The 12,571-nt window shown below is 72.0% G+C and carries 11 protein-coding genes; 6 read left to right on the top strand and 5 right to left on the bottom strand.

Features of this window, described 5'->3' with window-relative positions; all coding sequences use genetic code 11:
* The first annotated feature begins 42 nt into the window (after nt 1-42).
* Nucleotides 43-1,548 carry a glycosyltransferase family 87 protein gene (locus ACGF5G_RS06430; RefSeq protein ID WP_393259503.1) on the top strand — a complete coding sequence of 502 codons (1,506 nt, stop codon included), beginning with the start codon at nt 43-45 and terminating at the stop codon, nt 1,546-1,548.
* 54 nt (nt 1,549-1,602) lie between these two features.
* On the opposite strand, the gene ACGF5G_RS06425 is transcribed toward ACGF5G_RS06430, so the two are convergent.
* Together ACGF5G_RS06425 and ACGF5G_RS06420 are read right to left on the bottom strand one after the other, a co-directional pair.
* Nucleotides 1,603-4,038: a hypothetical protein gene (locus ACGF5G_RS06425; protein ID WP_393259501.1), complete on the bottom strand. Its 2,436-nt coding sequence runs from the start codon at nt 4,036-4,038 to the stop codon at nt 1,603-1,605.
* The gene (locus ACGF5G_RS06420; RefSeq protein ID WP_393259499.1) at nt 4,035-4,826 is read right to left on the bottom strand and encodes a deoxyribonuclease IV; all 792 of its coding nucleotides are present in this window, start codon (nt 4,824-4,826) and stop codon (nt 4,035-4,037) included. Before ACGF5G_RS06420 ends, ACGF5G_RS06425 begins: the two co-directional genes overlap by 4 nt.
* Before the next feature lie 633 nt (nt 4,827-5,459).
* Here ACGF5G_RS06420 and rpsF point away from each other — a divergent pair.
* The 4 genes from rpsF to rplI all read left to right on the top strand — a co-directional run bounded on the left by rpsF (nt 5,460) and on the right by rplI (nt 7,110).
* Complete coding sequence (gene rpsF, locus ACGF5G_RS06415; RefSeq protein ID WP_076468436.1) at nt 5,460-5,750, top strand: 30S ribosomal protein S6; 291 nt, start codon at nt 5,460-5,462, stop codon at nt 5,748-5,750.
* Between the two features lie 81 nt (nt 5,751-5,831).
* On the top strand, nt 5,832-6,368 hold the full coding sequence (locus tag ACGF5G_RS06410) for a single-stranded DNA-binding protein (RefSeq protein ID WP_172896610.1): 537 nt from the start codon (nt 5,832-5,834) through the stop codon (nt 6,366-6,368).
* A gap of 41 nt (nt 6,369-6,409) precedes the next feature.
* Nucleotides 6,410-6,649, top strand: a complete 240-nt coding sequence (rpsR, locus tag ACGF5G_RS06405; RefSeq protein ID WP_007073789.1) for a 30S ribosomal protein S18 — start codon at nt 6,410-6,412, stop codon at nt 6,647-6,649.
* A 14-nt stretch (nt 6,650-6,663) separates the two neighbouring features.
* Nucleotides 6,664-7,110 (top strand): 50S ribosomal protein L9, encoded by a 447-nt coding sequence (rplI, locus tag ACGF5G_RS06400; protein ID WP_091100601.1) that lies wholly within the window; start codon nt 6,664-6,666, stop codon nt 7,108-7,110.
* A 120-nt stretch (nt 7,111-7,230) separates the two neighbouring features.
* On the opposite strand, the gene ACGF5G_RS06395 is transcribed toward rplI, so the two are convergent.
* Nucleotides 7,231-8,097, bottom strand: coding sequence for a hypothetical protein (locus ACGF5G_RS06395; RefSeq protein WP_393259497.1), 867 nt, complete (start codon nt 8,095-8,097; stop codon nt 7,231-7,233).
* Between the two features lie 392 nt (nt 8,098-8,489).
* Here ACGF5G_RS06395 and dnaB point away from each other — a divergent pair, with 392 nt between their 5' ends.
* The gene (dnaB, locus tag ACGF5G_RS06390) at nt 8,490-11,315 is read left to right on the top strand and encodes a replicative DNA helicase (protein ID WP_393259495.1); all 2,826 of its coding nucleotides are present in this window, start codon (nt 8,490-8,492) and stop codon (nt 11,313-11,315) included.
* A gap of 15 nt (nt 11,316-11,330) precedes the next feature.
* Here dnaB and ACGF5G_RS06385 read toward each other — a convergent pair whose 3' ends face one another.
* On the bottom strand, nt 11,331-12,011 hold the full coding sequence (locus ACGF5G_RS06385; protein ID WP_393259493.1) for a maleylpyruvate isomerase N-terminal domain-containing protein: 681 nt from the start codon (nt 12,009-12,011) through the stop codon (nt 11,331-11,333).
* A 129-nt stretch (nt 12,012-12,140) separates the two neighbouring features.
* Nucleotides 12,141-12,569, bottom strand: coding sequence for a zf-TFIIB domain-containing protein (locus ACGF5G_RS06380; RefSeq protein ID WP_393259491.1), 429 nt, complete (start codon nt 12,567-12,569; stop codon nt 12,141-12,143).
* Between the last annotated feature and the right edge of the window lie 2 nt (nt 12,570-12,571).

Below are 12,571 nucleotides of genomic sequence, written 5' to 3'. Positions count from 1 at the left end.
GAAGGGGACGCGGAGGCCGGTCGTACGGCAGGATGCACCCTCATGAGCACGCAGCCGACGCGAGGCATCGACGACGCCGGTGCCGCCGACCACCCGTCCCGGTCCGACGGCTTCGTCCGGGGCGTCTCCGGCGTCATCGGCGGCCCGTTGGGCGACCACGCCGTCGCGCTCGACCGACCCGCCGGGCGGGAGAGCCGGTTCTGGACGGCGGCGAGGATCGTCCTGGCCCTGGTCTGCCTGACCCTGGCGCTGCACTGGGTGCAGAAGTCGCCCTGCCAGGACGGTGCCTGGCAGAACAACGTGCAGTACACCCGGTTCTGCTACACCGACGTGCTGGCGCTCTACTACGCCGAGCGGCTCAACGAGGGCGCGGTCCCCTACCGGGACCACCCCGTCGAGTACCCGGTGCTCACCGGCTACTTCATGGGCGCGCTCGGCCTGCCCGTGCACGCCCTCGGCGAGAACGACCCGGGGATCAACCAGGGCCAGTGGTTCTACAACCTGAATGCGCTGGTGCTCGGCGCACTGGCGGTCGCCACGGTGGCGGTGATCCTCGCCCTGCGCCGCCGACGACCCTGGGACGCCGCGCTCTTCGCGCTCGCCCCCGCGCTGATGGTCACCGCCACGGTCAACTGGGACCTGCTCGCCATCGGGCTGGCCGCGTTCGGCCTGTTCGCCTGGGCCCGCAGTCGGCCCCTGCTCGCCGGCGTCCTGCTCGGCCTCGCCGGGGCGGCCAAGATGTGGCCGCTGTTCGTCCTCGGCCCGATCCTGGTGCTGGCGCTGCGCGCCGGGCGTCTCCGCGCCGCCCTCACCGCCTTCGGCGCGGCCCTGGTGTCCCTGGTCGCCGTGAACCTGCCGGTCGCCGTCCCGTACCGGGAGAACTGGGACCGGTTCTTCGAGCTGAACTCGACCCGGCCGATCGACTGGGGCACCCTCTGGTACATCGGGCGCTACCTGGACGGCAAGGTCGGCAGCGCCAACCCCGCCGATCTCGGGCCCTTCGAGTGGCTGAACGTCAACATCCCGGCGCTGAACACCCTGTCGTACGCCCTCTTCGGGCTGGCCTGCCTCGGGGTGGCCGCGCTGGGGCTGCTGGCACCGCGCCGCCCCCGGCTCGCGCAGCTCGCGTTCCTGGTGGTAGCCGCGTTCCTGATCTTCAGCAAGGTGTGGTCGCAGCAGTTCGTGCTCTGGCTGCTGCCGCTGGTGGTGCTGGCCCGCCCCAAGTGGGGCGCCTTCCTGGCCTGGCAGGTGGCCGAGGTCTGCTACTTCGCGGCCTTCTACGGGGAACTGCTCGGCGCGTCGACCGGTAAGCCGGTCTTCCCGGAGGGCGTCTTCGTGCTGGCGGCCACCCTGCGCCTGACCACCGTGGTGGTGCTCTGCGTGCTGGTCGTGCGGGAGATCCTGCGGCCGGAACACGACCCGGTGCGGGCCACGTACGCCGACGACCCGGACGGCGGTCCCCTCGACGGCGCGCCGGACGCACCCTGGCTCGACCGCTGGCGACGCCGGCCCACCGCCCCCGCCGAGCCGGCACCCCTCCCGGCGTGACCCGTCTCGCCGGCCACCCGAGGTGAGACATCCGGGCGGCCGGCGGCACGCGGGTCAGAGCCGGTAGACCACCACCTGGCCGATCTCCTCGCGGGTGATGCCCAGGCCGTCGACCGGCGCGTCGACCGTGACCTCCCACGGCGTGCCGGCGATCTGGTCGCGCATCAGCAGCACGTTGCGGACGCCGAGGATGCGCAGGTAGTCGACGCTGGTCTGATCCGGGAAGGAGAGCGTCACCCGGCGCACTTCGTCGAGCTGGTGCGGGGTGAAGCCGCTGCCTCCGTTGACCACGTCCTGGAACCTGGTCGTGGACCAGAGCATCACCGGCTGGTCGAGGTTCTGGCTGCTCGGCAGCACCAGCAGCGGGCCGGCCACGGTCCGCATCGCGGCGGGCTGCTGCGGCACGACCGGGTGCGGCGTGACGTTCAGGCCCTCGGCGATCACCAGTACCAGCGGCAGCAGGGTGGCCAGGCGCAGCCACGGGCCCGGCCAGGAGGGGATCCGCTCGGCGCAGATCTCCCGCACCCGCGTGGCGAACGCGCTGACCGCGCCCGCCGCGAGCAGCCCGAGCAGCAGCGTGGTCCAGAGCATCAGCCGGCCGGGGGTGCGCAGGCCGCTCCACCCGGGCAGGTGCTCGAAGAGCGGCACGTAGGTGTACGTGCCGTCGAAGAACCGGGTGCCCATGGCGAGCACCATGGTCACCACCACGCCGGCGAGCAGCAGCAGCCGGTGGCGCAGCTTCCAGACGGAGAAGAAGAGCCCGCCGGCGGCGAGGGCGTAGAGCACGAACCCGGGCAGCAGGGTCATCTCCGGGTGCCAGGGCAGCGCCGCCCGCGCGCCCTCGTGCAACTCGCCCCAGATGCGCGACTCGGCGGGCGCGGTGAAGAAGCCGCTGGCCGGCGGGGAGAAGATGCCGATGTCGGCGACCGTCCGCTCCGCCTGCGGGTGCTGCTCCTTCACGGTGAAGTACGGAACCGCCAGCAGCGCGCCGACACCGGCGAAGAGCAGCCCACCGACCAGGTCCGCGGCCAGCAGCCGACGCCCGAACGGGCGCTTCACGGCCCAGAACCAGGTTCGCCGGACGTACCAGGTCACGGCGGCGACGACCACCGTGCCGCCGAGGAAGTACGCGAACGGCAGCCCGATGCCGAAGCCCAGGCTGAGCTGCCAGGCGGCCACCAGCCAGCCGGTGTAGACCCAGCCGTCGTGCCGGCGCTCCGGGCGGTAGCCGTGGCGGAGCGAGTAGCCGTGCCCCCGCGCCAGCATGGCCAGCGCCAGCGGGATGCCGCCGTTGGAGATCACGTGCAGGTGCCCGGCCTGCGCGAGCAGCCAGGGCGCGTAGGCGTAGCCGACCCCGGCCACCGCCCCGCCGATCCGGCCCGCGCCGAGCTGGCGGGCCAGCGCGTACGCCCCGAGCGTGGCGAGCGCGTGGGCCAGCACGAACATGATGTTGTAGCGCAGCACGGCGGCCTCGGGGCCGGTGCCGATCATGCCCGCCGGGGCGTAGCCGAGGAGCGTGTCGGAGAAGGCGAAGCTCCAGTCCTCCGGGAAGAAGGTGTTCGACTGCCAGAGCTGCGCCGGGTTGGTCAGCAGGATGTGCCCGGACCAGGCCATCTGCCACGCCTGCAGGCTCGGGTCCCAGTAGTCCTGCGGGAGGGTGTGCAACGGGTAGCGCAGGGTCGGCCAGGTCATCAGGACGGCCAGCGCCAGCGAGCCGAGCGTCGCGAGCGTCCACTCGTGGATCAGCACGCGACCGACCGCCCGGGCGGCACGCCGTACCCAGCTCGGCCGGGGCTCCGGGGCGGACGCGAAGGCGGCCCACCGGTCCGGCTTCCCCGTCTCCTTGCCGCCCTCCTCGCTCTTGCCGCTCTCCTTGCCGTCGCCGTTCTTGTCCGTGTCGTCCTTGTCCGTGTCGTCCTTGGCGGCACCCTCCTTGGCGGCACCTGCCTTGTCCGTGCCGGCCTTGTCCGTGCCGGCCTTGGCCGCACCGGCCTCGGCGGCACCGTCCTCGCGGTCCTTGCCGTCGGCGTCCTTGGCCCTGCCGTCGCCGGTGGTGCCGGCGTCACCGGCGGCGGCCTTGACGTCGCCGTCGGTGGTGACATCGGCGCTGGTTCCGGCGGCACCGGGCTCGGCTCCGGCATCGCCGAGCCTGGTCCTGGCGTCTCCGCTGTTCGTGGCGTCGCCGGCCTTGGCGCCGCCGGTGCCGCTGGCGGTGCCCGGCCGGTCGTTGTCTCGGCCGCTCGTGCCGCGGGCGTCGCTGGTGACCGGGTCCTTGTCGGTGGAGCGGGTCCCGGCGGGAGCACCGGCCGTCGGCGCGGTGCCGCCACCCGTGCCGCTGGCCGGGTCGGCCCCGTCGGAAACGCCCGCGCGCGCGGCTTCGGTGGAGGTGGTCGGGCCGGGGGGTGGGCCGGCCGGCGAGTCTTCGCCGGAAGCCGCCGACGGGCCGGCGGCGGGGCGGGGGCCACCGGTGGCGGACTGGTCGGTCGTCATGCGGCGGGGCTCTCCGCGCCGAGCCGGTCACGCAGGAAGGCGATGTCGGCACCCTGGCCCTCGACGCCGCCCGGCGTTTCGACGATCACCGGCGCGCCGGCCGCGCGGATCACCGCCACCAGCAGTTCGGGGTCGATCGTCCCGGCGTCGAGGTTGTCGTGCCGGTCCTGCCCGGAGTTGAACGCTCCCTTGGAGTTGTTGGCGTGCACCAGGTCGATCCGTCCGGTGATCGCCTTGACCCGGTCGACCAGACCGAGCAGCTCCTCGCCGCCGGCGTGCGCGTGGCAGGTGTCCAGGCAGAAGCCCACCTCGTAGTCGCCCACGGCGTCCCAGAGCCGGGCCAGCGCGTCGAGCCGCCGGGCGCACGCGTTGTCGCCGCCGGCGGTGTTCTCGATCAGGACCGGCAGCTCGAAGCCGCCGGAGTCCGCCGCGTACGCGAAGGTCTTGCGCCAGTTGTCGAAACCGACGGTGAGGTCGTCCCCGGCGTTGACGTGCCCGCCGTGCACGATCAGCCCCTTCGCGCCGACGGCGGCGGCCGCCTGGGCGTGCCCGAGCAGCAGCTTCCGGCTGGGAATCCGGATCCGGTTGTTCAGGGTCGCGACGTTGATGACGTACGGCGCGTGGACGTAGAGGTCGACGTCCGCCGCCCGCAGCCGCTCCGCGTCCTCCCGGGCCTTCGGGGCTTTCCACCCCTGCGGGTCGGAGAGGAAGAACTGCACGGCCCCGGCCTCTCGGGCCGTCGCCTCCGCCAGCGGGTCGGTCGAATCGACGTGGGCTCCGATACGCATGCACGGGAGCCTACGTCGCCGCGCCGACAGCCGGGGCGACGGCGGTGGGGAGTGGGAGGCGTGCCCGCGTCACCTCCCGGCGTCGGCGGTCGTTGATGCGAGTGGGATCCACGGTTGGTGCTCCCGGGCGAGGCGGCCGCAGGTCGCCCGCCGGGTGGCCGAGCCGCCCGGGAAGCGGGGGCACCCCCGTCGCGCGGCCCGGCGCGACGGGGCCGGCCCCGGAACCAGTACCCGGGTCGGCCGAAAAATTTCGGAGAAATCCGCCATTTACGCCGACAAGGGTCAAGAGCCGTTGTAACGTCAGGTAACAACACGATAAAGCTCCGCGGGGCGTCCCCGGTCCAACCTCATCGGTGTGGTCGTTCCTCCCCAGGTCCCACCCAAGGAATGCGGACGGGACGCCCCGCGGCCTCGTGCACGGGGGCTCGCATCGACAGCGACGTCGAGGCGGCCCCCGTCGCCTCTGCCCGGGGCGGGTGGACCGACCACCCCGGGCATGATCGTCCGGACCGGGTATCCTGGTCCGGTTGTCCGCGTCCGGCCGGGTTCCCCCGGGACCGGCGTGGGCCACGACGCACGACCTCCTGCCACGGAAGGACCGTGGCCGCTTAGCCCACAGGAGGTGAGCACGTCTTGCGTCATTACGAGATCATGGTGATCCTCGACCCCAGCCTCGAGGAGCGCACCGTCGCCCCGTCGCTCGACACGTACCTGAACGTGATCCGGACCGCGGGTGGCTCGGTGGAGAAGACCGACGTGTGGGGCCGCCGGCGCCTCGCGTACGAGATCAACAAGAAGGCCGAGGGCATCTACGCCGTCATCGACCTGCAGGCGACGCCTGCGGCGGTGGCCGAGCTGGACCGTCAGCTGCGGCTCAACGAGTCCGTGCTGCGCACCAAGGTCATCCGGCCGGAGATGCGCTAAGCATTCAACCCCGGTTCACCCGGACCAGCCTCATCGGTGCTGTCGGAGGGCTCTGAGAGCCTGTACGGCAGAACAGATTGAGTGCGCGAGGAGATGGTCATGGCAGGAGACACCACCATCACGGTCATCGGCAACCTGACCGATGACCCCGAGTTGCGGTTCACCCCCTCCGGTGCGGCGGTCGCCAAGTTCCGGGTCGCCTCGACGCCCCGGTTCATGGACAAGGCCTCCGGCGAGTGGAAGGACGGCGAGCCGCTCTTCCTGGCGTGCACCGTGTGGCGGCAGGCGGCGGAGCACGTTGCCGAGTCGCTCCAGCGGGGCGCCCGCGTGATCGTCTCGGGCCGGCTGCGTCAGCGGTCGTACGAGACCCGCGAGGGCGAGAAGCGCACCGTCATCGAGCTCGAGGTCGACGAGATCGGCCCGTCGCTGCGCTACGCCACGGCGAAGGTGCAGAAGATGTCCCGCTCCGGCGGCGGTGGCGGCGGCTTCGGCGGCGGTGGTGGAGGTGGCCAGGGCGGCGGCGGAGGCAACTTCGACGACCCCTGGGCCTCGGCCGCTCCGGCACCCTCGCGCGGTGGTTCGGGTGGCGGAAACTTCGACGAGGAGCCCCCGTTCTAATGGCGCCGAGCGCCCGCGATCGCAAACCAGGAGCACGAGCAATGGCCAAGGCCGCTGCACTTCGCAAGCCGAAGAAGAAGGTGAACCCGCTCGACAAGGACGGGATCACCTACATCGATTACAAGGACACCGCGCTGCTGCGCAAGTTCATCTCCGACCGCGGCAAGATCCGCGCTCGGCGGGTGACCGGCGTGACCTCGCAGCAGCAGCGGCAGATCGCCCGTGCGGTCAAGAACGCCCGCGAGATGGCGCTCCTGCCGTACACCGCCACGGCCCGCTGAGAGGAGGCACCGATATGAAGATCATCCTGACTCAGGAGGTGTCCGGCCTCGGTGCCCCGGGCGACATCGTCGAGGTCAAGAACGGCTACGGCCGTAACTACCTGCTGCCGCAGGGCTTCGCGATCGCCTGGACCAAGGGTGCGGAGAAGCAGGTCACGGTCATCAAGCGGGCCCGCTCGGCCCGGGAGATCCGCGACCTCGGCCACGCCAACGAGGTCAAGGACCAGCTCGAGGGCCTCAAGGTCAGCCTGAAGGCCCGCGCCGGTGACGGTGGCCGGCTCTTCGGCTCGGTCACCCCGGCCGAGATCGTCGACGCCGTCAAGGCCGCCGGCGGCCCGGTCCTCGACCGTCGTCGGCTGGAGCTGCCCGGTCACATCAAGTCGACCGGCTCCTACCCGGTGCGGATCAAGCTGCACCCCGAGGTGACCGCCAAGTTCGACCTCAACGTCGTCCAGGGCTGACGCCTCACCACAGCACCACGACAGGGCCCGCACCGACCGGTGCGGGCCCTGTTCGCGTTCGACAACCGGCCCGGCCGGATGGGGCGCGTCAGCCGATCGGCTGCCCGGTGACCGCGCTGATCATGACCGTCGAGAGGCCACCGCCGACCACCGCCGCAGCCAGCGCCACCGTGGCCGAACGCCAGGTGGTGCCGACCCGGCGCAGCAGCAGCGCCACGACCAGGCTGCTGGCCAGCGCCAACCCGAATCGCGGCAGGCCTGACGCCAGGGAACCCAGCGCCCGTGACCGCGGCGAGTCGCAGCCCCGCCGCTGATGTCGGTGACGCAACCCGCCAGCGCCTGCCCGTCCAGGGTCAGCAGCCAGGCGAAGATCAGCGCCCCCGGCACCACGTAGCAGGCGGCGGTGTAGAGCAGCGGCCGCCACGGCCCACCCGGATCGGCATCGAGCAGGTCGTCCTCGACGCGGCGGCTCCAGGCCCCCGCCCCGGCGGCCTCGACCCGACGGCGTACGGCTGCCGAGGTCGACGCCCGCGACGGGGCGACCGGCTCGGACGCCCGCCGTCGCGGCGCCATGCGCGGTCGGGGGGCGGTGTGGGAGACCACCGGCGACCGGGGCGCCGACGCCGGCGGGTCCGGGGCCTCCCGCCAGCTCGGCTCGCTGACCCGGTGCCAGCTGCTCGTGGTCTCCATGGTCCGCCAGCCGCCACCGGCCCGGCGGCGGTCGAGGTCGTCCTCGTCGTCCGGGGCGGCGTGCCGGCCGCCGCCGTCCGCGCGGCGGACGCCGGACTCGAGCGCCCAGCGCGGCAGGTAGGGATCGACGGACTCCTGCTGGCCGGCTGTGATGCCGCGACGTCGCCTCCGGGCGCGGGGCCGGGCGGTGTCCCCGTCGTAGGGGTCGGCCGGCGACGGGTCTGGGGGACCTTCCCAGGCAACGGCCGGGGGGCGCTCGGGCGGGCCATCGTCTCGTCCCCAGTCCCGGTAACTCACGGCCGGAGCGTGACCCTCCCCAACCGATGGCGCGATCCGCTGCCAAGGTGTAGCCGTTCGCTGGAGACGGTACGGGACGTTCGACCGGGCAGTTCGACCGAAAACTTTCATCCACAGGGTGGGGATTGAGTTTTCCCAGCTCAGCGGCTTTCCTGGGGGAATTCCCCAACCGTTGTCCACAGCCTGTGCACACCCTGCGCACATGGTCGTCCACCGGAATCCACAGGTTGTCCCGAGGCTCGTCCACCGCCACGGTTGAGGGGCTGACCTCGGGTTCCGTAAGGTGGGCCCCCGACCGGCCGTGCGATGACCCCCGATCGACCGGCAGGTCGAGGTTGTCGTACCCCGGCGGTAGAGCTGGCCTTGGATCCGACGCAGTGGAGGGGGGACCCGTGTCGGTCACCGACGACATGCGGGCGGACCAGCGCACCGGCGGCGGCCAGGCGTCCCCGCCGCCCCAGCGCGACGGTCAGTTCGACAAGACCCCACCCCAGGACGTCGCCGCCGAGCAGTGCGTCCTCGGCGGCATGCTGCTCTCCAAGGACGCCATCGCCGACGTCGTCGAGATCCTCAAGACCAACGACTTCTACCGGCCGGTGCACGCCACCATCTTCGACACCATCCTGGAGATCTACGGTCGGGGCGAGCCGGCCGACTCGATCACCGTGGCGGCGGCGCTGGCCGACTCCGGCGACCTCGTCCGGATCGGTGGCGCCCCCTACCTGCACACGCTGATCGCCAGCGTGCCGACCGCCGCGAACGCCGCATACTACGCGCGGATCGTCAGCGAGCGGGCGGTCCTGCGGCGGCTGGTGGAGGCCGGCACCAAGATCGTGCAGCTGGGCTACGGCACCGGTCAGGGCGGCAGCCGCGACGTCGACGACATCGTCGACCTCGCCCAGCAGGCGGTCTACGACGTCACCGAGCGCCGCGTCAGCGAGGACTTCGCGGTGCTCGCCGACATGCTCCAGCCGACGCTCGACGAGATCGAGGCGGTGGGTGCCCAGGGCGGCGTGATGACCGGCGTCCCCACCGGCTTCACCGACCTGGACCGGCTGCTCAACGGCCTGCACGCCGGGCAGCTCATCATCGTCGCCGGCCGGCCGGGTTTGGGTAAGGCGCTCGCCCTCGACACGCCGCTGCCAACCCCGGACGGATGGACCACGATGGGCGAGGTCGCCGTGGGCGACCGCCTGCTGGCCGCCGATGGCAGCCCGACCACCGTTACCGCCGCCTTCGAGGTGATGTACGACCGGCCGTGCTACGAGGTTGAATTTTCCGACGGCACGGTGATCGTCGCGGACGCGGAGCACCTATGGAAGACCACGACCCGGGCGAGCCGAGGCCAGCCTGAGCAGCGAACGCGTCAGTACTGGCCGGAGTCGTCGTTGTCCAGGGTGCGGGCCGCCCAGGCGACGGTCGGTGCCGAATCCCGACGCCTCGTCACCGTGGCGCAGGCCCTGGAACAGGTCGGCCCTGAGTTCCGCAACGTCCTGCACACCGTCGCGCGGGAGGTCGGCGCCGAGGGGCGGGTGAGCCGGCTGGTGACGCGCGCGGGGAAGGCGCGGAACTGGAGCGCACCGGGGTACCCGGCAGGGCCACTGCTGACTGGGCTGCGCGAGCGGGCCGAGCGGCACGTCAATGCCGGTGCCCGGGTGCGGCACGGCGGTGTGGTGACCACTGCCCAGATCGCGGCGACGTTGCGTACCGGCACGGCCGACCGGCGGTTGAACCACGCCGTCGAGAACTGCGGTCCCCTGCGACTGCCGGAGCGCGACCTGCTGATCCCGCCCTACACCCTGGGCGTGTGGCTCGGTGACGGGCACACCGGCGCCAGCCGGTTCACCACCGCTGACGACGAGATGGTGGACCTTGTCGAGCGGGACGGATTCGTGGTGCGGCCCAGCGGCCCGATGCTCTACAGCATCTCTCTGCCGGCGGCGACGCCATCGACCGAGCGGACGTGTGTCAACTGCGGCCGGTCCACCCGGGCACTTCGGGAGAACCCTGCCGTCAAGCGCTGCGCGGACTGCAGGGTCGCGCACGGTTCGTTTCTGGCGCTGCTCCGCCGGCTGGGGGTGGCGACGGACAAGCACATCCCGCAGGAGTACCTTCGGGCCTCCGAGCCCCAGCGCCGCGCGTTGCTGGCGGGCCTGATGGACACCGACGGCACGGTCGCTCCCGCCGGTAACCTCCAGTACACCTCCACCTCCAAGCGGCTCGCCGAGGACGTGTGGGAGCTCGTGGTGAGTCTGGGCTACCGCTGCACTGTCACGGAAAAGGCGGTGCCCGGGCGCAGCCCCGATTCGTCGACCGCGTACACGCTGAACTTCTCCACCCCGGATCCAATCTTCCGGTTGGAGCGGAAGCGCTCGGCTCACGCCGCGAGGCGTCGTACCAGTTCGGACGTGCGGACGAATTCCCGCTTCATCGTGGACGTCCGACCGGTGCCGAGCGTCCCGGTTCGGTGCGTGACGGTGGACAATCCCGAGCACCTCTACCTCGCGGGTCGGGCGATGGTCCCGACGCACAACAGCACCGCAAGCATGGACTTTGCTCGAAATGCTGCTATTCGCGCCAACCAGGCATCGGCGATCTTCTCACTGGAAATGAGCAAGGTCGAGATCGTCATGCGGCTGCTCTCGGCCGAGGCGCGGGTGCCGCTGCACGTCCTGCGCAGCGGTCAGCTCTCCGACGACGACTGGACCAAGCTCGCCCGGTGCATGGGCGAGATCAGCGAGGCGCCGCTCTTCGTCGACGACACGCCGAGCATGAACCTGATGGAGATCCGGGCCAAGGCGCGGCGGCTCAAGCAGCGGCACGACCTCAAGCTGATCGTCGTCGACTACCTCCAACTGATGACCTCGCCGAAGCGCACCGAGAGCCGACAGCAGGAGGTCGCGGACCTGTCCCGTGGCCTGAAGCTGCTCGCCAAGGAGGTCGAGTGCCCGGTGATCGCGGTGAGTCAGCTGAACCGTGGCCCGGAGCAGCGCACCGACAAGCGACCCCAATTGTCCGACTTGCGCGAAAGTGGATCAATTGAGCAAGATGCCGATGTTGTCATCCTGCTGCACCGCGACGACTACTACGACAAGGAATCGCCGCGGGCCGGGGAAGCGGATTTCATAGTTGCCAAGCACAGGAATGGCCCAACCGACACGGTGACGGTTGCGGCGCAGCTCCATCTGTCGCGGTTTGTGGACATGGCCATCGTCTGAGAACAGCGGCGCGGGTCAGCCCAGAAGCGGGAACCAGCCGGCGACCTCGCCGAGTTCGAGCTGGTCGCGGTCGGTGAGTGGCAGCCGGCCGGTCGCCTTGAGCAGGTATTCCGCGTCGCTCCACCCGGCCGGGCGGACGGCGTCGTCGCTGAGCAGGCCGTCCATCGTGGCCACGGCGACCCGCGTGGCGAGCACCCCGGGCAGGGGCGCGTCGGGCAGGTCGAGGACCAGGTCCAGGTGGTGCACGACGGCCTCGGTGGTCAGGGTGGCGAGCAGGTCCGGCACGCGCAGCACGTGCCCCTGCGTGGTGACGCGGCCGTCAGGGTCTGCCGCGCCAGCAGCGCGTACGGCGGCGGGGGCCGTGTCGGTCCAGAGCCGGACGATCCCGCTCGGACGGTCGAAGGCGGCGGCGGAGCGGCGCACCCACCAGGCATGTCGGGCGGCGGCTCCGTCCACGTCGGCCGGGAACGCGCGCCAGTAGCTCACGTCGTCCACGTCGGGCGGGCCCTCGGCGGGGCTGGCCAGCGCGACCAGCGCCCGCTGGGCGTCGCAGAGCACGTGGAACAGCAGGTCAGCGACGAGCCAACCCCGGCACCGGGTGGGCCGTTGCAGGTCGGCGTCGTCGAGGTCGGCCACGACCCGGATGATCCCGTCGTACGCCTGCGCCAGCGCGAAGTGCTGCCCCTGGTGCGTCATGGGATGCAGCGTCGCACGCCGGTCGCCGGCTGGCACGGCTAGCAGTGGCCCGGCGAGTGGCGGTGCGGGGCGCGGGCGTGGCCACGGATGACCGGGCCGGTCGAGGCACCGGCCCGGTCGACGGAGGGCTCAGCCGAACATCTCGTCCAGGAAGCTCTTGTGCTTCTTGCGCTTGTAGTGCCCGTGGTAGCCGTGGTGCTGGTGGCCGTGCCCGTACGCGGGGGCCGGCGGGTAGCCGTGGGCCGGCGGGGGCGGGGGCGGCGGGACAGCGCCGTAGCCCGGCTGGTGCGGGGCGGGGGCGGGCGGCGGGGGCGGCGGAGGCGCGTAGCCGCCCTGCTGGTGGCCGGGCTGGCCGGCGTAGCCGCCCTGCTGGTGGGCGGGCTGCGGCGGGGTCGGGGCGCCCTGCTGGCGGTTCCAGTTGGCCTCCGCCTCGAACAGCTTCTCCAGCTCGCCGCGGTCGAGGAAGATCCCCCGGCACTCGCCGCACTGGTCGATGACGACGCCGCTGCGCTCGTACTGGCGCATTTCTCCGTGGCACTTGGGACAGGTCAGGCTCATTC

Origin of the sequence: Micromonospora sp. NPDC047730, from assembly GCF_043204765.1 — a bacterium.
GTDB lineage: Bacteria > Actinomycetota > Actinomycetes > Mycobacteriales > Micromonosporaceae > Micromonospora.
Note: the sequence above shows the minus strand (reverse complement) of the source record. Positions and strands in the feature narration are given on the sequence as shown.

What these genes read in the sequence shown, in the direction of transcription:
- ACGF5G_RS06430 (WP_393259503.1), top strand. Translation starts at nt 43, where the DNA reads ATGAGCACGCAGCCGACGCGAGGCATCGACGACGCCGGTGCCGCCGAC.
- ACGF5G_RS06425 (WP_393259501.1), bottom strand. Translation starts at nt 4,038, where the DNA reads ATGACGACCGACCAGTCCGCCACCGGTGGCCCCCGCCCCGCCGCCGGC.
- ACGF5G_RS06420 (WP_393259499.1), bottom strand. Translation starts at nt 4,826, where the DNA reads ATGCGTATCGGAGCCCACGTCGATTCGACCGACCCGCTGGCGGAGGCG.
- rpsR (WP_007073789.1), top strand. Translation starts at nt 6,410, where the DNA reads ATGGCCAAGGCCGCTGCACTTCGCAAGCCGAAGAAGAAGGTGAACCCG.
- rplI (WP_091100601.1), top strand. Translation starts at nt 6,664, where the DNA reads ATGAAGATCATCCTGACTCAGGAGGTGTCCGGCCTCGGTGCCCCGGGC.
- ACGF5G_RS06385 (WP_393259493.1), bottom strand. Translation starts at nt 12,011, where the DNA reads ATGACGCACCAGGGGCAGCACTTCGCGCTGGCGCAGGCGTACGACGGG.
- ACGF5G_RS06380 (WP_393259491.1), bottom strand. Translation starts at nt 12,569, where the DNA reads ATGAGCCTGACCTGTCCCAAGTGCCACGGAGAAATGCGCCAGTACGAG.